At 67.1% G+C, this 18505-nt stretch carries 18 protein-coding genes and 1 tRNA gene; 7 read left to right on the top strand and 12 right to left on the bottom strand.

What is annotated here, in order from left to right:
- The first annotated feature begins 81 nt into the window (after window positions 1-81).
- Together ACMAUO_RS04130 and ACMAUO_RS04135 are read left to right on the top strand one after the other, a co-directional pair.
- Window positions 82-684, top strand: a complete 603-nt coding sequence (locus ACMAUO_RS04130) for a TetR/AcrR family transcriptional regulator (RefSeq protein ID WP_420355714.1) — start codon at window positions 82-84, stop codon at window positions 682-684.
- Between the two features lie 70 nt (window positions 685-754).
- Window positions 755-1885, top strand: a complete 1131-nt coding sequence (locus tag ACMAUO_RS04135) for a PDZ domain-containing protein (RefSeq protein WP_420355715.1) — start codon at window positions 755-757, stop codon at window positions 1883-1885.
- Between the two features lie 74 nt (window positions 1886-1959).
- Here ACMAUO_RS04135 and fusA read toward each other — a convergent pair whose 3' ends face one another.
- From fusA to ACMAUO_RS04155, 4 genes are all read right to left on the bottom strand, one after another.
- Window positions 1960-4047, bottom strand: coding sequence for an elongation factor G (fusA, locus tag ACMAUO_RS04140; protein ID WP_420355716.1), 2088 nt, complete (start codon window positions 4045-4047; stop codon window positions 1960-1962).
- Window positions 4048-4248: 201 nt separating this feature from the next.
- The gene (rpmB, locus tag ACMAUO_RS04145) at window positions 4249-4551 is read right to left on the bottom strand and encodes a 50S ribosomal protein L28 (RefSeq protein ID WP_420355717.1); all 303 of its coding nucleotides are present in this window, start codon (window positions 4549-4551) and stop codon (window positions 4249-4251) included.
- A 151-nt stretch (window positions 4552-4702) separates the two neighbouring features.
- On the bottom strand, window positions 4703-4984 hold the full coding sequence (locus ACMAUO_RS04150) for a hypothetical protein (protein ID WP_420355718.1): 282 nt from the start codon (window positions 4982-4984) through the stop codon (window positions 4703-4705).
- 89 nt (window positions 4985-5073) lie between these two features.
- Window positions 5074-6951 (bottom strand): ABCB family ABC transporter ATP-binding protein/permease, encoded by a 1878-nt coding sequence (locus ACMAUO_RS04155; RefSeq protein WP_420355719.1) that lies wholly within the window; start codon window positions 6949-6951, stop codon window positions 5074-5076.
- A gap of 127 nt (window positions 6952-7078) precedes the next feature.
- Between ACMAUO_RS04155 and ACMAUO_RS04160 the strand changes: the two genes are divergently transcribed.
- The 4 genes from ACMAUO_RS04160 to ACMAUO_RS04175 all read left to right on the top strand — a co-directional run bounded on the left by ACMAUO_RS04160 (window position 7079) and on the right by ACMAUO_RS04175 (window position 11742).
- Entirely contained in the window at window positions 7079-7930 is an 852-nt protein-coding gene (locus ACMAUO_RS04160; RefSeq protein ID WP_420355720.1) for an NUDIX hydrolase, read from the top strand.
- Complete coding sequence (locus ACMAUO_RS04165) at window positions 7930-8367, top strand: DUF3574 domain-containing protein (protein ID WP_420355721.1); 438 nt, start codon at window positions 7930-7932, stop codon at window positions 8365-8367. The genes ACMAUO_RS04160 and ACMAUO_RS04165 overlap by 1 nt, the downstream gene beginning before the upstream one ends.
- Before the next feature lie 106 nt (window positions 8368-8473).
- Window positions 8474-10552, top strand: a complete 2079-nt coding sequence (locus ACMAUO_RS04170) for a S9 family peptidase (protein WP_420355722.1) — start codon at window positions 8474-8476, stop codon at window positions 10550-10552.
- Window positions 10553-10572: 20 nt separating this feature from the next.
- The gene (locus ACMAUO_RS04175; protein ID WP_420357196.1) at window positions 10573-11742 is read left to right on the top strand and encodes an AI-2E family transporter; all 1170 of its coding nucleotides are present in this window, start codon (window positions 10573-10575) and stop codon (window positions 11740-11742) included.
- Between the two features lie 89 nt (window positions 11743-11831).
- Here the strand turns inward: ACMAUO_RS04175 and ACMAUO_RS04180 are convergent.
- From ACMAUO_RS04180 to ACMAUO_RS04210, 7 genes are all read right to left on the bottom strand, one after another.
- Window positions 11832-11905, bottom strand: a tRNA-Pro gene (locus tag ACMAUO_RS04180).
- A gap of 83 nt (window positions 11906-11988) precedes the next feature.
- Window positions 11989-12720: a MerR family transcriptional regulator gene (locus ACMAUO_RS04185; RefSeq protein WP_420355723.1), complete on the bottom strand. Its 732-nt coding sequence runs from the start codon at window positions 12718-12720 to the stop codon at window positions 11989-11991.
- Window positions 12717-13034: an integration host factor subunit alpha gene (locus tag ACMAUO_RS04190; RefSeq protein WP_114729380.1), complete on the bottom strand. Its 318-nt coding sequence runs from the start codon at window positions 13032-13034 to the stop codon at window positions 12717-12719. Before ACMAUO_RS04190 ends, ACMAUO_RS04185 begins: the two co-directional genes overlap by 4 nt.
- Before the next feature lie 130 nt (window positions 13035-13164).
- The gene (locus tag ACMAUO_RS04195) at window positions 13165-14133 is read right to left on the bottom strand and encodes a beta-ketoacyl-ACP synthase III (protein ID WP_420355724.1); all 969 of its coding nucleotides are present in this window, start codon (window positions 14131-14133) and stop codon (window positions 13165-13167) included.
- 61 nt (window positions 14134-14194) lie between these two features.
- A complete protein-coding gene (gene plsX / locus ACMAUO_RS04200) occupies window positions 14195-15292 on the bottom strand; it encodes a phosphate acyltransferase PlsX (RefSeq protein ID WP_420355725.1) in 1098 nt (365 codons plus the stop codon).
- Between the two features lie 121 nt (window positions 15293-15413).
- Window positions 15414-15617, bottom strand: a complete 204-nt coding sequence (gene rpmF, locus ACMAUO_RS04205; RefSeq protein WP_012554867.1) for a 50S ribosomal protein L32 — start codon at window positions 15615-15617, stop codon at window positions 15414-15416.
- 139 nt (window positions 15618-15756) lie between these two features.
- On the bottom strand, window positions 15757-16320 hold the full coding sequence (locus ACMAUO_RS04210) for a YceD family protein (protein ID WP_420355726.1): 564 nt from the start codon (window positions 16318-16320) through the stop codon (window positions 15757-15759).
- A 151-nt stretch (window positions 16321-16471) separates the two neighbouring features.
- Between ACMAUO_RS04210 and ACMAUO_RS04215 the strand changes: the two genes are divergently transcribed.
- Entirely contained in the window at window positions 16472-17035 is a 564-nt protein-coding gene (locus tag ACMAUO_RS04215) for an outer membrane protein assembly factor BamE (RefSeq protein ID WP_420355727.1), read from the top strand.
- Between the two features lie 73 nt (window positions 17036-17108).
- On the opposite strand, the gene ACMAUO_RS04220 is transcribed toward ACMAUO_RS04215, so the two are convergent.
- Entirely contained in the window at window positions 17109-18503 is a 1395-nt protein-coding gene (locus ACMAUO_RS04220; RefSeq protein ID WP_420355728.1) for an ATP-binding protein, read from the bottom strand.
- Between the last annotated feature and the right edge of the window lie 2 nt (window positions 18504-18505).

Below are 18505 nucleotides of genomic sequence, written 5' to 3' on the forward strand. Positions count from 1 at the left end.
GAGAAACTTCCTCATGCCAGATACGCCCTACGCCTCTCCGGCGTCAATAAAATGTTTCTTCTGTCTACATGGAGCACACGCATGCGTGAAACCGGGGTCCGCACGTATCACCATGGCGATCTGCGCCGGGCCCTGATCGAAACGGCCCTGGCCATGCTGGCCGCCGACCAGAACTGGAATTTCACCCTGCGGGAGGTCGCGCGGCAGGCTGGCGTCAGCCATGGCGCGCCCTACAAGCATTTCCGCGACAAGGACGCCCTGCTGCGCCATCTGGCGAAAATCGGCTTCGAACGGCTTGCAGCCATCATGACCGACGCGATCGCTCCCCCCGATCGCCCCGCCCGCGTAAAATTCCTGCACGCGGCCGAGGCCTATATCGCGTTCGCGCAGGACCAGCCCGGCCTCTATCGCCTGATGTTCAGTTCGGACGCCGACAAAAGCGTCGATCCGGACCTGAATGAAACGGCGCTGAAGGCGTTCGAGATCCTGCTGCGCCTTCTCGAAGAAGGGCAGCGGGCCGGCTCGTTCCGCGCGGCCCCCATCACGGCACAGGCCGCCGCAAGCTGGGCGCAGGTGCATGGCCTGGCCCTGCTGCTGCTGAATGGGCAACTGACGGAGGAGAAGGTCGGCCCCGCCCCGGTCCCGGCGGCACTGGAGATCTTGCTGGAGGGCCTGTCTTCCTGAAAAATGGCGACGTCTTGAAAAAATGCGCCCCTCCAATGGGGCGCGCCATCGTCCAGGAAGGCAGCCCCTCATGTATCGGCGTCGCTTCTGCTCATCCCTGGGGGCGACGTTGGCCGTCACCGCCTCTCCCGGTCTTGCCGCCGCCGAGGACGGCCCCTTGGTCGGGCCGATCCAGCTTGTCGGCAGCCGGGTGGTCATGCCCGTCAGCATCGGCAAGGCGGGCACCTTCCTGTTCGCCATCGACACCGGGGGCGCCTTCAGCCTGATCCGTGAAGATCTGGCGCGGCAACTGTCCCTCCCTGACGGCGGCACGCTCAATGTCGGTGTCGGAGGGGTGACCGGCTTCCGCAAGACGTTCGTGATCAGCGACGCATCCTTCGCCGGAATCATACGCCAGGAGAATGTCCTGCTGATCGGCGTCGGGCCGCATGTGCTGGGCGACCAGATCGCCGGGGCGCTGGCCTCCGGCATTCTCGCGACGGTCTTCAGCGAACTGGATTTCGACACCCTGCAATGGCGGGTCTGGCCGAATGGCCGTCCGAAGCTGGAAGGCTTCACCAGGCTGGATTCCGCAATCACGCGCCCGGAAGGCGGCCGGTGGTCTCCTTTCCTGACCGCCTCGGGCATCGTCAACGGCACGCGCCTGCGCTTCCTGCTCGATACCGGCGGATTGTCGCTGGTGCGGCTGAACCATCATACCGCCCGCACACTCGGCCTGTGGTCGGACGACCGGCCGTACGCACCGGCGCGAAACGGGGCGCGGATCATCCGGCTGGAGAAGATGGCGTTCGCGGGATACGCCTTCGAGGGGCTGCTCGCCCTGCTGCTGCCCGACAATCAGATGGTCGATATTTCCGATGGCCTGATCGGCCTGCCCCTGCTGCGGTGCTTCAATCTGGCCTGCGATCCAGCGCAGCGGGTACTCTGGACCCGCCGCAACAGCCTGTCGCCGGGTCCCTTCACCTACGCGCTCTCCGGTCTCGCCGTCACCCGGGCGGAGGACGCGGCGCGCGTCACGGCCGTCGGCAAGGGAAGCCCCGGAGAGCAGGCCGGCATCCGTCCTGGCGATACGATCCTGAGCCCGCCCCCGCAGGCGCTCCAGCAGGCCCTGAACGGCCCGCCGGGCTCATTGGTATCGCTGACGATCCGCCGCGGCTCCGGCCAATCCTCCGCCACGCTCACGCTCCACCCCTATCTCTGAGCGCCTGCCTGTTCCCAGACAAAAAAAGCCGGCCCTTTCGGGCCGGCTTTCCTGTTCGTGCGATCCGGTCGGGATCAGGCCGACTTGGCCACGATCTCTTCGGCCACGTTGCGCGGCACCGGGTCGTAGTGATGGAACTGCATCGTGAAGGACGCACGGCCCTTCGTGATCGAACGCAGGTGCGAGATGTAGCCGAACATTTCCTTCAGCGGCACCAGCGCACGGACCATAACGGTCGAGCCCGAGCTCTCCTGGTTCTGGATCATGCCGCGACGACGGTTCAGGTCGCCCACCACGTCGCCGACATGGTCGTTCGGCGTCGTGACTTCCACGTCCATGATCGGCTCCAGGATCACCGGGCTGGCCTTCTTCATGCCTTCGCGGAAGCAGGCCTTGGCGGCGATTTCGAACGCCAGCGCCGAGGAGTCGACGTCATGGTACTTGCCGTCCAGCAGCGTGAACTTGAAGTCCACGGTCGGGAAGCCGGCCAGCACGCCCGTCGAGGACTGCACGCGGATACCCTTTTCGACCGCCGGAATATATTCCCTCGGCACGGTGCCGCCGACGACCTTGTTCTCGAACTGGATCTCCTGATTCCGCTCCAGAGGCGCGAACTCGATCTTCACTTCGGCGAACTGGCCCGAACCACCCGACTGCTTCTTGTGGGTATAGGTCTCGATATGCGGCTGGGTGATCGTCTCGCGATAGGCCACCTGCGGCGCGCCGATGTTCGCATCCACGCCATACTCGCGGCGCAGACGGTCGATGATGATGTCCAGATGCAGTTCGCCCATGCCCGAGAGAATGGTCTGGCCGGTTTCCTGGTCGGTCTTCAGACGCAGCGAGGGGTCTTCGCCCGCCAGCTTCTGCAGCGCCAGGGTCATCTTCTCGACCCCGTCCTTCGTCTTCGGCTCGACCGAGATGTCGATCACGGGCACCGGGAAGCTCATGCGCTCCAGCACCACCGGATCGGAAGCATCGGCCAGCGTGTCACCGGTCTGCGTGTCCTTCAGGCCCACGAAGGCGGCGATGTCGCCGGCGTGCACTTCCTTCACTTCCTGGCGCTTGTCGGCATGCATCTGGAAGATACGACCGATACGCTCCTTGTGGTCCTTCGTGGTGTTCAGGACCGAGTCGCCCGACCGCAGCACGCCACGATAGACGCGCACGAACGTCAGCGTACCGTACTTGTCGTTGATGATCTTGAACGCCAGGCCGGCGAACTTGCCCTCAGGATCGACCGGAATGATAGGCAGGTTATTCTCGTCGACTTCCTCGCCTTCCGGCGGCGCGATACGGATACCGGCAACGTCGTCAGGCGCCGGCAGGTAGTCGATCACCGCGTCCAGCAGCGGCTGCACGCCCTTGTTCTTGAAGGCCGTTCCGCACAGCACGGGGCGGAACTCGCCGGAGATCGCGCCCTTCTTGATGCAGCGCTTCAGGGTGGCGACGTCGACGTCACCCTTCTCGAAATATTCTTCCATCGCCGCGTTGTCGACGGCCAGCGCCGTGTCCAGCAGTTCCTGGCGGGCCTCGGCGGCCTTGTCCTTCAGGTCGTCCGGGATCTCGGCGTAATGGAACTTCGCGCCCAGCTCGCCGCCTTCCCAGATGATCGCGCGCATCTCGACCAGATCGACCACACCGACGAAGTTTTCCTCGGCGCCGATCGGGAGTTGCAGCGGAATCGCGACGATGTCCAGCTTCTCCTTCAGCGTGTCGAACGCGCGGTAGAAGTCGGCACCGGTGCGGTCCAGCTTGTTGATGAAGATGATGCGCGGCACGTTGTAGCGGTCGGCCAGACGCCAGTTGGTCTCGGACTGCGGCTGCACGCCGGCCACGCCCTCGATGATGAACACCGCGCCATCGAGCACGCGCAGCGAGCGATTCACTTCGATGTTGAAATCGATGTGGCCCGGGGTGTCGATGATGTTGATGCGATGCCCGTCCCATTCGCAGGTGACGGCGGCCGAGGTGATCGTGATGCCGCGCTCACGCTCCTGGTCCATGTAGTCGGTCGTGGTGTTGCCCTCGTGGACCTCACCGATCTTGTGCGACACGCCGGTGTAATACAGGATCCGCTCGGTGGTCGTGGTCTTGCCGGCATCGATATGCGCGGTGATGCCGATATTACGGATCAGTGAAAGATCGGACTTTTCAGACACGGGGGAACCTCCACAAAACAATTCAGGCGCGAACGGAACCTTTCCCCTCGCGCCCGTCGGAGCCGGAAGCCCCCCACCTCATCACCAGGATCGAGGAAGATGCAGACCGGCTGAATAGACAGATGGCCCTGACATGCGTCAGGCACCTGAGACATGCAAGCCCGGCCCGGCCGAAAAAACGGCTGGACCGGGGCAGGATCTTCAGGCTGCCGTCGCGGCCTTCTTTTCCTGGGCGCGCAGGATGCGGCGCTTCAGCGCCTGCGCCTCGACCGGCAGCTTGCGGTCGGGCGTCGACAGCAGGAACGAATCCAGGCCGCCGTTATGCTCGACCGTGCGAATGCCGTTCGTGCTCACACGCAGACGCACCGGCGTGCCCAGGATATCGGACAGCAGGGAGGTCTCCTGCAGGTTCGGCAGGTAGCGGCGGCGGCTCTTGTTGTTGGCGTGGCTGACGTTATTTCCCGTCAGCACGCCCTTGCCCGTGATCTGGCAACGGCGAGACATGGTATCATCCTCGGATAACTGGGGCCGAGGCATAATGCCCGGCAACGATCGTCAAGATTAGGCGCGGCTTATGGCCAAGGTACCGCGCCCCGTCAAGCCGAAAGGCGCGATTCGAGGCGTTTTCGCCCGAATCCCCTTTCGGCCCTCCCCCTTATTCGGGGCGCGTGACCTTGTCACGGTCGGGATGCAGGTCGCCCGAGCGCACGCTGTGGATGGCGTTTTCCAGCATCGCCAGCATCGTGCCCTGGTCCATGGTGCGCGACAGCAGGCCCAGCGAACCGCCCAGCAGCGCCGAGGCGATGGCGATCGGCGGCAGGTTCTCGCCCAGCATGTATTCGATGGCCTTGTCGACCACGGCACCGCAATGGCTCAGTTCCTCGGGCACCGATCCGTCCTGGCCCAGCGCGGGGCCCTCGCCTTCCGTCTCCGCCATGTCATCCTCTCCCTAAACTTTCATGCGCATATTCGACTGCGCGCCTTGAACTGCGCCCCATGGACGCGGCGGGCGCAAGGTGCCCCCGTTCAGGCCGGAAGACCAGCCCCCACCGCCGCTTGGCCGGCATCCTCTCCACGCTCCTCGGCCTGGGCAGCCCACATGCCGGCATAGAGTCCGTCGCGGGCCAGCAGGCTGCGATGGGTACCGCGCTCCTTGATCACGCCATCCCCCATCACAAGGATTTCATCCGCGTCGATCACGGTGGAGAGCCGATGGGCGATGATCACGGTCGTCCGCTCCGCCGAGACGGTGCGCAGCGCCACCTGGATCTCCTGCTCGGTATGGGTATCCAGCGCGCTGGTGGCCTCGTCGAGGATCAGGATGCGCGGATTCTTCAGGATGGTCCGGGCGATGGCCACGCGCTGCTTCTCGCCGCCCGAGAGCTTCAGCCCCCGCTCGCCCACCCGGGTGGCATAGCCATCCGGCAGGCTGACGATGAAATCATGGATCTGCGCCAGCCGCGCCGCATGCTCGATCTCGTCCTGCGACGCCCCCAGCCGGCCATAGGCGATGTTGTAGCCGATCGTGTCGTTGAACAGCACCGTGTCCTGCGGCACCACGCCGATCGCCGCCCGCAGCGCCGCCTGATGGTAGTCGCGCACGTCGTGCCCATCGATCACCACCCGCCCCGAATTCACGTCGTAGAAGCGGAACAGCAGCCGGCTGATGGTCGATTTGCCCGCCCCGGTCGGCCCGACGATCGCCACCCGCCCGCCCGCCGGCACGCTGAAGCTGACATCATGCAGGATCTCGCGGTCGGGCCGGTAGCCGAAGCGCACATGCTCGAAGCGGATCGCCGCCGCCGGCGCCTCGTCCAGCCGCGCCGGCAGGTCGATGGCGTCCGGCCTGTCCTTCACGTCCGGCGCTTCCTCCAGCAGGCGGAACATCTGCTCCAGATCCACCAGCGAGGTGCGCAGCGAGGAATAGATGCTGCCGAGGAAATTGAGCGGCAGGTAGAGCTGCATCAGATAGGTGTTGACCAGCACGAACCGCCCCACCGTCAGGCGCCCCTGCCCCACATCGTGCGCCGCCAGCAGCATCACCACCGTCAGCGTCACGGCGATGATCGCCGCCTGGCCGAAATTCAGCCCGTTGAGCGAAAGCTGGGTCTTGACCGCCGCGCGCTCGTAGCGGCGCTGGGTCTCCTCGTACCGCCGGCTCTCATGCTCCTCATTGCCGAAATACTTCACCGTCTCGTAGTTCAGCAGGCTGTCCAGCGCCTTCCAGCTCGCCTCGCTGTTGATCTCGTTCATCTCGCGGCGGATGCCGATCCGCCAGGAGGTGAAGCTGATCGTGAACGCGACATAGGCGGCCACCGCCAGCAGCATGATCGCGGCATAGCGCCAGTCGAACAGGCGCCAGATCACCACGATCACCAGCAGCGCCTCGATCAGCGTCGGCACGATGTTGAACACGCCCACCCGCAGGATGGTCTCGATCGCCTCGGTTCCCCGCGCGATCGCCCGCGTCACCCCGCCCGACTGGCGGTCGAGGTGAAAGCGCAGCGACAGCGCATGCATGTGGCGGAAACTGCGCATCGCCGCCACGCTGCTGATATGAAAGCGCACCGGGGCAAACAGCGCATCGCGCCACTCTCCCATGCCCGCCGACATCAGGCGCAGCGTCCCGTATCCGACGATCAGCGCCATCGGCACCGTCATTTCACTCATGGCCCCGGAAGCACCGCCGCCCTGGCCGCCATGCAGCGCATCGACCACCAGGCTGTACACATACGGCACGGCGATGGTCGCGATCTTGGCTGCGACCAGCAGCAGGCACGCACCCACGACCCGCGCGCGGGTGCCGAGATCGTGACGAGGCCAGAGATAGGGCAGCAGGGCGCGCAGGGTCACAAGCACGGGGCGCTCGCGCGCGGGCCGGGCGGAGGATGAGGGCGGTGTCATGCCTCTGGATGTGGCATGCGGCGGCGCATTTGCAAACCACCAACCCCTGCCCGGCAGCCGGCGCGGCAGGATTGTCACACCCTCCCCCAGCCGGTATGCCAAGCCCACGCACAAGGAGCAGACGCGCATGTCAGCGGACGCCGCCCCCTTCATCCGGCATCTCGATTCCTGCAACACAGCGCGCCTGCCCGGCGACCGCACCCCCTTCCGCCTTGGAGAGACCCCGGCCGGCTGGATCGCACCCGCCCTGGTGCCCGAACTGGAACGGCGCGGCCTGCGCAGGCGGGACAGCGCGCTGGTGCTGGACGACCCGACCCGGCTGGAGGCCCTCGGCGAGGCCCTGGCCGCCGATGGCCTCTACCGCTCCCACCACGAACTGTTCGACGTCGCCCCCACGGCCGACGCGCCGCCCGTCGCGCGCATCGACCGGGGCGCCCTGCCGCTGTTCGGGCTGATCGCCCATGGCGTGCACATGAACGGGCTGGTCCGCCGCCCGGACGGGCTGCATCTGTGGGTCGGCCGCCGCGCCATGAACAAGCGCCTGGACCCCGGCAAGCTCGACCACCTCGTCGCGGGCGGCATCCCCGCCGGCCACACGCCCCGGCAGGCGCTGGAGAAGGAAGCCGCCGAGGAAGCCGGCATCGCCCCCGGCCTGGTCGCCCACGCCACGCCCTCGGCCCGCATCCGCTACGCCATGGAGCGCCCCGAGGGCCTGCGCCGCGACGTCCTGCATTGCTACGACCTCGATTTGCCGCCCGATTTCGTTCCCGTCCCAACCGATGGCGAGGTCGAGTCCTTCGCGCTGATGCCCCTGCACGAGGCCTGGCGGATCGTGCGGGCAGGCGACGATTTCAAGTTCAACGTCAATCTGGTGCTGATCGACCTGTTCCTCCGCCACGGCCTGATCGACCCCGACAGCCCCGATGGCCGCCGCCTGCGCACGGGCCTGTCCGGGCTGGACAATCCGGCCTTCGCCTGATGCGCGCGGCGGCGTGCGTTCTCGCGGCCTCGTCCCTGCTGGCCGCCTGCGCCCCGGCAGCCCCTGACAGAGCGAGACGCGGAGAACTGGCCTGCGCACGATTCGGCGCCCACCGGGGTATCGAGGCCTCGCTACTGTTCGGCCTGACCCGCCCCGACGGCCGTCCGGTCACCGACGCGGAATGGCAGGCTTTCCTGGCCCGCGCGGTCACCCCGCGCTTCCCCGACGGGCTCAGCGTGTTCCAGGCCAGCGGGCACTGGCGCGACCGCACCAGCCTGCAGGTCACCGCCGAACCCTCGCGCATCGTCTGGATCGCCGCCGACCCTGACGCCCCCGGCCTGGCCACCCGGCTGGACGCCATCCGCGCGGAATACCGCCGCGACTTCCAGCAGCAATCCGTCGGGCTGGTGATCCGTACGGGTTGCCAGGCTTTCTGAAAGTCTGGCCGTCAGGTTACGGCCACCCCCTCTGTCCCTTCCACAGGCGGTCTTGTATGGTCGCGGCTGGTCCCGGCTTCCGGTCGGACAGCGATGGAGAGAGACGATGACCACCGCCCCGGTCGCCCGCAAGGAGCCCCAGACGATCACCCAGCTCGGCCGCACGCGCGTGGACGAATATGGCTGGATGAAGGACGAGAACTGGCAGGCCGTCCTGCGCGACCCGTCCGTGCTGCGCGAGGATATCGCCGCCCATCTGCGGGCCGAAAACGCCTATACCGCCGCCACCCTGGCGCCGACCGAAGCCTTGCAGGCCGCCATCGTCGCCGAGATGCGCGGCCGCATCCGCGAGGACGAAACCTACCCCGCCCTACCGCACGGCCCCTGGCGCTATTACATGCGCTACAATACCGGCGCCCAGCACCCCATCTACGCCCGCCATCCGGCTGGCCGGCCGGAGGACGAGACCGTCCTGCTGGATGTCGAGCGCGCGGCACAGGGCCATGAGTATTTCGCCGTCGCCACGGCGGCGCACAGCCCCGACCACCGCCTGTTCGCCCACGCGGAAGACAGCCAGGGTTCCGAAGTCTATCGGGTCATCATCCGCGACGTCGCCAGCGGCGCACCGGTCGGGCCGGCGATCGAGAATTGCAGCGGCAATTTCGCCTTCTCGCCCGATGCGCAGTACCTGTTCTGGACCTGGCGCGATTCCCACGGCCGCCCGACGCGGATCTATCGCCGCCGCATCGGCACCGCCGAGGACGTGCTGGTCTATCAGGAAGCCGATCCCGGCTTCTTCATCGGGGTCGAGGCCACCCGCTCCGGACGCTGGATCGTCATTTCCGCTGCCAATCAGGACACGTCCGAATCCTGGCTGATCCCCGGCAGCCGCCCCGAGGCCGATCCGATATGCGTCGAGCCCCGCCGCAGCGGCGTGCTCTACACGCTCAGCCACTGGGGCGACCGGTTCGCGATCCTGACCAACACCGATGGCGCGGTCGATTTCAAGCTGATGGAAACGCCCGATACCGCCCTGTCACGGGAAAACTGGCGCGACCTGGTGCCCCATGAGCCCGGCCGCTACATCACCGACTGCGTCGCCTTCGCCGGCCATCTGGTCTGGCGCGAACGCCGCGACGCCAACACGGCCCTGGTGATCCGCCCCGCCGATGGCGAGGACCATGTGCTGTCGTCCGACGAGGAAGCCTATGTGCTGTCCTTCTCGGGCTCCTACGAATACGACACGACCGAACTGCGCTACGTCTACCAGTCGCCGACCACGCCCCGGCAATGGTACGCCTACGACATGCGGACGCGGACCCGCCACCTGGTGAAAAGCCAGGAGGTCCCGTCGGGCCATGACCCCGCACGCTATCGCTGCTGGCGCCTCACCGCCCTCGCCCCCGATGGAGCCGAGGTGCCGGTCACCGTGCTGGGCCGGCACGACACGCCGCTCGACGGCTCCGCCCCACTGCTGCTCTACGGCTACGGGTCCTATGGCCATACGATCGAACCCACCTTCTCCACCGGCGTTTTCAGCCTGGTGGACCGGGGCTGGTTCTACGCCATCGCCCATGTGCGCGGCGGGTCGGAAAAGGGCTGGAACTGGTTCCTCGGCGGCCGCGGGCGCAACAAGCCCAACAGCTTCACCGATTTCATCGCCTGCGCCGACCATCTGGTCGCCACCGGCTTCACCCGCGCCGGCAAGATCGTCAGCGACGGGCGCTCGGCCGGCGGCATGGTCATGGGGGCGATCGCCAACATGCGCCCCGACCTGTTCGCGGGCATCGTGGCGGTGGTGCCCTTCGTGGACGAGCTGAACACCATGTCCGACACCAGCCTGCCCCTGACGCCGCCCGAATGGCCGGAATGGGGCAACCCGCTGGAGGACCCGGACGCCTACGACCTGATCGCCAGCTACGCCGCCTACGAACAGGTCGGCCCGCGCCCCTATCCCGCCATCCTCGCCATCGGCGGCCTGTCGGACCCGCGCGTGACCTATTGGGAACCGGCGAAATGGGTCGCCCGCCTGCGCGAACACACGCTGTCGGACCGCCCCGTCATGCTGCGCATCAATATGGAAGCCGGCCATGGCGGCGCCTCGGGCCGCTTCGACGCCCTGAAGGAAGCCGCCCTGATCCAGGCCTTCGCCATCTGGGCGGCGGATGGCACGACCCTGCCGTGACGCCCGAACAAAGGATCATGATGACGGACCACGCCAGCCCCGCGATCGTTCCCCCCATGGACCGGTCGCCGTTCCGCCAGATGCGCGAGCGCCACAAGGTGCAGCGCATCGCGCGCGGCCTGCTGGCCACTTCCTTCGTGCTGCTGGGGCTCTATACGGTCCGCGGGTTCCTGCCGTCGCTGATCTGGGGCGTCATCTTCGCCATCGCGGCCTGGCCGCCCTATGTCGCGGTGCGCGACCGCTGGAAGATCCGGCCCGGCGGCGTCATCCTGCCGCTGCTGTTCACCACCGCGATCGCCCTGATCTTCCTGATCCCGATGGGCCTGTTCGCGCTCGAGGCGGGGCGCGAGGCCCAGGGGGTGCTGAGCTGGGCCGACATCGCGCGCCATACCGGCGTGCCGGTGCCGGGCTGGCTCCGCCGCCTGCCCGCCGGTGCCTCGGCCATCACCAACTGGTGGCAGCAGCACCTGCAGGACCCCGACGACGTGTCGGAACTGCTGCATTCCTTCAATATCGGCCGCAGCGTGCGGATGACGCAGCAGGTCGGGACGCAGGTCTTCCATCGCGGCCTGCTGTTCATCTTCACCATCCTCACCCTGTTCTTCCTGCTCAAGGATGGTGACACGATCACCCGGCAGTGCCTGGTGGTCTCCCGCCGGGCCTTCGGCAAGCGCGGCGAGACCATCGCCGAACAGATCGTGGCCTCGATCCACGGCACGGTCGCCGGCCTGGTGCTGGTGGGCCTGGGCGAAGGCGCGCTGATGGGCGTCGCCTACCTGATCGCGGGCGCGCAGCATCCGTTCCTGTTCGGCGTCTTCACCGCCGTGGCGGCCATGATCCCATTCTGCGCCGTCGTGGCGGTCACGCTGGTGGCGCTGGCGCTGCTGGTGAAGGGCACCGTCATCGCCGCCCTGGTCATCTTCTGCCTGGGCATGGCCGTGATCTTCATCGCCGATCATTTCGTGCGGCCCGCGCTGATCGGCGGATCGACCCAGATGCCCTTCCTGTGGGTGCTGGTCAGCATTCTCGGCGGGGTGGAAAGCTGGAGCCTGCTGGGCCTGTTCATCGGCCCGGCCATCATGTCCGTCCTGCACCTGATCTGGCGCAACTGGACCCGCGACCGCCTCCAGGACCCCACGCGCGCCGAGCGCGAGGAGATGGACGACCTGCCGGACAGCAGCCTCGGCTGAACCGGCTGGCCTCAAACCAACGGAGCCCGCTCGACCCGGCCGGGGTAATCTCTCTATTTTTTCAAGGGAAATGGTCGCAGACGGGAATATCGGGCAGGCGGGATTCGAACCCACGACCCCCAGTCCCCCAGACTGATGCGCTACCAGGCTGCGCTACTGCCCGACCGTCTGCGACGACACGCCGTGTAGCAGCGTGTGCCATCCTCCGCAACCCATGAGTGCCAGCAATCTGGCAGCAAATCCGGCTCAGACCGGAATCAGCCGCCTCAGGGCCTGCAATTCGACCAGAATCCCGCGCAGGCTATCCTTCAGGATCAGGTTCTCGCGATGGATTCGCGCGATTTCCGAGGCGGCTGCGGCCGTTTCCTCATCCGGAATCACAGGAGAAGGCACGGGCGATTCGGCCTCGACCATCACCACCGTCACGGATTCGACCGCGCTTTCCAGCACGCTACCGCCATCGACCGGCTCGACGGCCACAGGCGCGTCCATCACAGGCTCGGGCGTCTCGGCTTCGGCCTCGGCATCACCGTCCAGCAACTCGACCGGAACAGGCGAATCGGGCACATCCAGTTCGGACACCTCCACCATTTCGGCCGGGCTCTCGGCGGAAGGGGCACCAGCATCCCCCCCGCCCTCGCGCAGCATGCGCTGCACGCCCTTGATGGTATAACCCTGCACATACAGCAGGTCCGAGATCCGCCGGAGCAATTCGATATCGTCGGGGCGATAGTAGCGCCGGCCACCGCCCCGCTTCAGCGGGCGGACCTGGCTGAACCGCGTCTCCCAGAAGCGCAGCACATGCTGCGGCACATGCAGTTCGTCCGCGACCTCACTGATGGTGCGGAACGCATGGGGCGCCTTTTTCAGGCGGCCGGCACCGGCCGCGTCATCGAGCACATGGGGGTCGGCAGCCTCGCCCGGTTCCGGCATGCCGGAATCCGGCCAATCTGCCTGCCCGGCGTTGAGCGTGTTCATTCACCGTCATCCTCGATGCCTTCGACCTGCCGGCCATTGACCCGCGCCCGCAGAAGCTGGCTGGGCCGAAAGACCAGGACCGATCGCGGCAGGATCGGCACCTCGACGCCCGTCTTGGGGTTGCGCCCGGTGCGGCGCCCCTTCTGACGAACGGAGAACGTCCCGAATCCACTGATTTTAACGGTATTCCCGCCCTCAAGCTCCTTCGCGACGCGCTCCAGCACATGCTCGAGAAGGTCGGCCGACTCATTTCGGGAGAGTCCGACCTGACTGTAAATATGCTCTGCCAGACTGGCGCGGGTCACGGTGCTCATAGCGCAAAACTATGGCATGCGACGAGGAGGCGTCAATTCAATGCGTTAAGCCGCACTCTTTTTTCACGTTCGGTGTCTGGCAAGCCACCCCAAGGCCCGGAAAAACCTCTGGATACCCATATGCCGGCGCCTAGATGCGTGCCAGCGCCGATCCCCAGGTCAGCCCGCCGCCCAGCGCCTCCATCAGCACCAGGTCGCCCTTGCGGATGCGGCCGTCGCGCACGGCCTCGTTCATCGCCAGCGGGATCGACGCGGCCGAGGTGTTGGCGTGCTTGTCGACCGTCACCACCACGCGCTCGGGCGGCAGTTCCAGCTTGCGGGCCACCGCCTCGATGATGCGCAGATTGGCCTGGTGCGGCACCAGCCACGAGACATCGGCATAGGTCAGCCCGTTGGCCTGCAGCACCTCGTCCACCGAGGACGAGAGCTTGGCCACCGCGTGGCGAAACACGTCGCGCCCCTGCATGCGCAGGAAGCCGGACTGCTCGCGCAGCCCCACCGCGCCGTCGACATAGAGCAGGTCGCCCGTCGTGCCGTCCGAATGCAGGTGCGTGGACAGGATGCCGGCCGGCTGCGCGGCATCGCCCGCCTTCAGCAGCACGGCGCCTGCGCCATCGCCGAACAGCACGCAGGTGCCGCGATCCGACCAGTCGAGAATGCGCGAATAGACTTCGCTGCCGATCACGAGGGCCGAGTCCGTCTGGCCGCTGCGGATCAGCGAGTCGGCCACGGTCAGCGCATAGACGAAGCCCGAACAGGCGGCGGCGATATCGAAGCCGAAGCCGCCCCGCATCCCCAGTTCGGCCTGCACGCGCACGGCCGTGGCCGGAAAGGCCTGGTCCGGCGTGCTGGTCGCGACGATGACCGCGCCCACATCGGCCGCCGCCACGCCGGCATAATCCAGCGCCCGCGTCGCCGCCGCCGCCGCCATGCTCACGGCAGTGTCGCCGGGCCCGGCGATATGCCGCTGGCCGATCCCGGTACGGGCCCGGATCCATTCGTCCGAAGTCTCCAGGCGAGCCGCCAGCTCGTCATTGGTCACGATCCGGTCCGGCAGATACCCGCCAAACCCGACCATCAGCGAACGTCTCGCCATCATTCCCATCATTCCAAGCCCGGCCTTCGCCCCCCATGGAGACGCACCGCCCCTGCGGAGCGGGTCAGCTTACGGCTGCGACCGCCGGCTGTTCCTTTTCCACGCCCGGACGCATGACGGACAGCGTCTCCAGTCGGGAGATCTGGTCCCTTATGCTTTCATTGAACCGGTGCGATACCATATCCATGGCAACATCCACCGCCGATGCAAAGCCTTCCGCATCGGTCCCGCCATGCGATTTGACCACGACACCGTTGAGGCCGACGAATACCGCGCCGTTATAACGCCGCGGGTCCAGCCATTCGCGCATGCGCTCCAGGCCGGGGCGCACCAGCAGGTAGCCCAGCTTGGCCAGCAGGCCCGAGCGGAAGACCTGCCGCAGCAGCACGAACGCCATCTTCAGCGCGCCCTCGCCGGTCTTCAGCGCGACGTTGCCGGTAAAGCCGTCGGTCACCACCACATCGGTCGTGCCGGCGGTAATGTCATGCCCTTCGACAAAGCCGTGGAACTGCGCGCCCAGGGCGCTGTTGCGCAGGATCTCGGCCGCCTGGCGCAGCTTCTCGTCGCCCTTCACTTCCTCCGACCCGACATTCAGCAGGCCGATGGTCGGCGCGGGCAGGCCCAGCACCGCCTTGGCGAAGGCTTCGCCCATCACCGCGAATTCAACGAGGTTGCGCGCGTCGCAGGCGACATTGGCGCCCAGGTCCAGCATCACGACATCGCCCTTCAGCGTCGGGCTGATGGCCGCCATGGCGGGACGGGAGACACCGGGAAGGGTCTTGATGACGATCTTGGCCAGCGCCAGCATCGCGCCGCTGTTGCCGGCCGATACCACGCCCAGGGCCTCGCCCTGCGCCACGGCATCCATCGCCAGCCGCATCGACGAATCGCGCACGCGCAGCGCGGCCGTCGGCTTCATGTCCATGGGAATGGCGCTGCCCGCCGGGCGCACCGTGCAGATCGCGGCCGCCTTGGGGTGGCGGGCCAGCGTCTCGGTCAGGCGGTGCTCGTCGCCGATCAGCAGAACCCGTGTGCCGGGGTGCCTGTCGGCAGCAATCGCCAGGCCGGCCACCACAACTTCCGGACCACCGTCCCCCCCCATGCCGTCAACTGCCAGCGTGAAGGGCTCAGCCCCGGAAAAAGAGGAACCTGTCTCGCTCATGCCTGCCTTCTGCCGGGTGAACACCAAATTCGCAAGGTCGTCACGGAATCGTGTCGCAAGAATGCATGGCCCGCCACCTGACGGGCCATGTCATCGCGTCCGTGCAGCCATGCGCCGCCGGTCAGGCCCGGACGGCGGTCTTCAGCGTCTTGCCAGCCGCAACGACCTCACGGCCGTCATAATGGCCGCAATGGCTGCAGACATGGTGCGGGCGCTTCAGTTCGCCGCAATTCGCGCATTCGGCATGTGCCTGCACGCTCAGCGCCTCGTGGCTGCGGCGCATGCCGCGACGGGACGGCGAGGTTTTTCTTTTGGGTACAGCCATGGGCCCGGGCCCCTCCGATCTGGGATCTTAACCGGGCCCGGCTGGAACCCGATCAGTTATCGATAATGAGGGGGCGCCTCTAGCAGGAAGAAAGCCCATTCGCAAGGCATCTTCTCGCCAACCCGCCCCGGCACGCCTCTCAGGCATCGTCCTTCCGCAGCGCCGCCAGCCCCGCGAATGGCGACGGCCGGCCTTCTTCCCGGCCTTCTTCCATACCCTCCGCCCCTTCCGGATTCGTCGGCGGCACGTCCACATGCCCGATCTCGTCGGGCAGCATGGCCCCCGGCCGGCGCGGATAGGGGTCGAGCGCCAGCGACAGTTCCTCGGCCGTCAGTTCGCCCAGATCGATCGTATCGTTCTCGTACGGGATCTCGTCGATCGCCTCGGGGTCCAGTTCCTCGTCTTCCCGGAACCGCTCGGCGGGCACCAGGCGGGCGACGATCTCGGCGGTCAGCACGCTCACGAACGGCTCGGCCGTCAGCACGCATTCCTGCTCCACCTCGGCCGTCATCCAGCCCTCGGCCAGAACCTCGTCCCGCCGCCCCAGCGTCAGGCGATACCGGCAGGAGAGCGCGTGAATGGCCGGCAGGCCGAAACGGCGCGCCAGGGCGGCGCGCTCGCCCGCATCGGCCTCGATCTCCATCTCCCGGCCCGCCGCCCCGATTCGTCCGACTGCGAGCCTGCGGGAAAATTCCGTCTTCATCCTGTCCTGCTCCCGCCCGGCGGCAACCCGGTCAATCCGCGTGCCTCAATGCTGATAATGCTCCCTGTATGGCGATGAAGAATTGACTTCGCCACCCCAATCGGGCACCGGACGGAAGAGTTTTCCCCCGGATCAGGACGCCCCACAGGCCATGCGGTCATCTTCGGACACGACCATCCGCCCCATCGGGCGTCTTCTTCCCTGCGCGATCGTGGGATTCGGCCTGCTGCTGTCCGGCTGCTCGATCTTCTCGCCCCGCCCCGGACAGCGCGGCTCGCTGATCGAGGCGGACGACTACAAGCAGCTCAAGCCCGGCGTCAGCACCCGCGCCGAAGCGATGGACCTGCTGGGCTCGCCCACCACCCACGCCACGTTCGACGACAACACGTGGATCTACATCTCCATGCGCACGGTGCCGGCGCCCATGGATTTCCCGAGCATCCGCTCGCAGAACGTCGTGGTGCTGAATTTCGACGACAAGGGCGTGCTGCGGAACCTGCAGACCCTCGACAAGAAAGACGCGCGCTTCACCAACATGGCGCCGGGCGCCACGCCGACTCCGGGCACCAAGATCAATGTCCTGCAACAGATCCTGGGCAATGTCGGCCGCTACAACCCACTGAGCAACATGAACAGCACATTCGGCGGCAGCAGCGGCCCGATGAGCTCCAACAGCGGTCCGGGCCATGCCGGCTCGGGCAACAGCCTGCCCTAAAAGGCGTCTCGCAAGCACGCCCGGCCGGCGCTCCGGCGGGCGTCTCCCTCGCGTGATCAGCGTCTGACGGCGCTTACGCCGGCAGCACGATCCGGACCTGCAAGCCGCCCAGCCGGCTCTGCCGCAGCGCGATGTCGCCGCCATGGGCGCGCACGATATCGCGCGCGATGGTCAGGCCCAGCCCGGTCCCGCCATCCTGCCCGCTCTCGAACGGCCGGAAGACCGCCTCCATCCGGTCGCGCGGAATGCCCGGCCCGTCATCATCGACACAGATCACCACGCCCCGCTGGTCATGGCTGGCACTCAGGGCCACGCGCGCGCCATGCCGCCGCGCGTTCTGCAACAGATTGTCCAGCACGCGGCGGATCGCGCCCGGCCGCAGCACGGCCTCAACCGGCCGGGGCACCGAGATCGACAGCACGACCCCGCCCGCCCGCCGAAAGGCCGATGCAACCTCGTCCAGCATCTGGCCCATATCGACCAGGACCGGCGTCTCCGCCCCCTCGCCTCTGGCGAAGGAGAGGTAGCTTTCGATCATGCCCTCCATTTCCGCCACGTCGGCAACCATGTCAGTCACCTCGGCATGGAACTGCGCGGCGTCGATGGTGCCCCGTGGCGGGATCATCGCCAGTGACAGCCGCAGGCGGGTCAGCGGCGTCCGCAGATCGTGCGAGACCCCCGCCAGCATCGCCGTGCGCTGCGCCACGAACCGGAAAATACGCTCCTGCATGCGGTTGAACGCCACCGCCGCCTTGCGCACCTCCTGCGCGCCCTCGGGGCGGATGGGCCCGATATCGCGCCCCAGCCCGAACAGTTCGGCCGCCCGCGCCAGGCGGCGGATCGCGCGGATCTGGTTGCGCATGAACAGGCTGGCGATCAGGAACAGCAGGAACGTGCTGCCCACCACCCAGGCCACGAACAGCCAGATGGGCGCCACCGCCAGCCGCTTGCGCGGCGCGCCCACATCCAGCACCCCGTCGGGCATCTGGATCCGGATATGCACGGTCTGCGGATCGTCGATCCAGTCGACGAAAAACGGGCGGCCAATCGAACTGTCCAGCGCATTGGCCAGATCGTCATCCATCGGGCCCAGAACATGGGTCGAGCCCGTGCGCGACAGGCGCCGCCCCGGGGCCCAGTCCATGTCCAGCTGCGTACGCAGGCGGGCCTGGTTCAGGATCCAGACCCTGTCTCCGGGCGCGTGATACCGCTTCAGCAGGTCGAGCGTCAGGACGATATCCGCCGCCACGGCACCCGACATGCGGCGCGACACGACCTTGAGATAATTGCCGTAGAACAGCTCCAGCGAGATCCCCTGCGTAACCAGCAGCGGGATCAGCACGATCAGCAGCATCCGCCCCAGCAGCGAGCGCGGCAGGACCCGGCGCACCGGCCGATCCATCCGGCGGTAGAGCCCCGCCATGGGGCGTGGCCGCGTCGGCGCGCCTGGCCCGTCACCCTCCGCCATGG

The organism is Gluconacetobacter brunescens, from assembly GCF_048695475.1.
Classification (GTDB): domain Bacteria; phylum Pseudomonadota; class Alphaproteobacteria; order Acetobacterales; family Acetobacteraceae; genus Gluconacetobacter.

What these genes read in the sequence shown, in the direction of transcription:
- ACMAUO_RS04130 (WP_420355714.1), top strand. Translation starts at nt 82, where the DNA reads ATGCGTGAAACCGGGGTCCGCACGTATCACCATGGCGATCTGCGCCGG.
- ACMAUO_RS04135 (WP_420355715.1), top strand. Translation starts at nt 755, where the DNA reads ATGTATCGGCGTCGCTTCTGCTCATCCCTGGGGGCGACGTTGGCCGTC.
- rpmB (WP_420355717.1), bottom strand. Translation starts at nt 4,551, where the DNA reads ATGTCTCGCCGTTGCCAGATCACGGGCAAGGGCGTGCTGACGGGAAAT.
- ACMAUO_RS04150 (WP_420355718.1), bottom strand. Translation starts at nt 4,984, where the DNA reads ATGGCGGAGACGGAAGGCGAGGGCCCCGCGCTGGGCCAGGACGGATCG.
- ACMAUO_RS04155 (WP_420355719.1), bottom strand. Translation starts at nt 6,951, where the DNA reads ATGACACCGCCCTCATCCTCCGCCCGGCCCGCGCGCGAGCGCCCCGTG.
- ACMAUO_RS04160 (WP_420355720.1), top strand. Translation starts at nt 7,079, where the DNA reads ATGTCAGCGGACGCCGCCCCCTTCATCCGGCATCTCGATTCCTGCAAC.
- ACMAUO_RS04165 (WP_420355721.1), top strand. Translation starts at nt 7,930, where the DNA reads ATGCGCGCGGCGGCGTGCGTTCTCGCGGCCTCGTCCCTGCTGGCCGCC.
- ACMAUO_RS04170 (WP_420355722.1), top strand. Translation starts at nt 8,474, where the DNA reads ATGACCACCGCCCCGGTCGCCCGCAAGGAGCCCCAGACGATCACCCAG.
- ACMAUO_RS04175 (WP_420357196.1), top strand. Translation starts at nt 10,573, where the DNA reads ATGACGGACCACGCCAGCCCCGCGATCGTTCCCCCCATGGACCGGTCG.
- ACMAUO_RS04185 (WP_420355723.1), bottom strand. Translation starts at nt 12,720, where the DNA reads ATGAACACGCTCAACGCCGGGCAGGCAGATTGGCCGGATTCCGGCATG.
- ACMAUO_RS04190 (WP_114729380.1), bottom strand. Translation starts at nt 13,034, where the DNA reads ATGAGCACCGTGACCCGCGCCAGTCTGGCAGAGCATATTTACAGTCAG.
- ACMAUO_RS04195 (WP_420355724.1), bottom strand. Translation starts at nt 14,133, where the DNA reads ATGATGGCGAGACGTTCGCTGATGGTCGGGTTTGGCGGGTATCTGCCG.
- plsX (WP_420355725.1), bottom strand. Translation starts at nt 15,292, where the DNA reads ATGAGCGAGACAGGTTCCTCTTTTTCCGGGGCTGAGCCCTTCACGCTG.
- rpmF (WP_012554867.1), bottom strand. Translation starts at nt 15,617, where the DNA reads ATGGCTGTACCCAAAAGAAAAACCTCGCCGTCCCGTCGCGGCATGCGC.
- ACMAUO_RS04210 (WP_420355726.1), bottom strand. Translation starts at nt 16,320, where the DNA reads ATGAAGACGGAATTTTCCCGCAGGCTCGCAGTCGGACGAATCGGGGCG.
- ACMAUO_RS04215 (WP_420355727.1), top strand. Translation starts at nt 16,472, where the DNA reads ATGCGGTCATCTTCGGACACGACCATCCGCCCCATCGGGCGTCTTCTT.
- ACMAUO_RS04220 (WP_420355728.1), bottom strand. Translation starts at nt 18,503, where the DNA reads ATGGCGGAGGGTGACGGGCCAGGCGCGCCGACGCGGCCACGCCCCATG.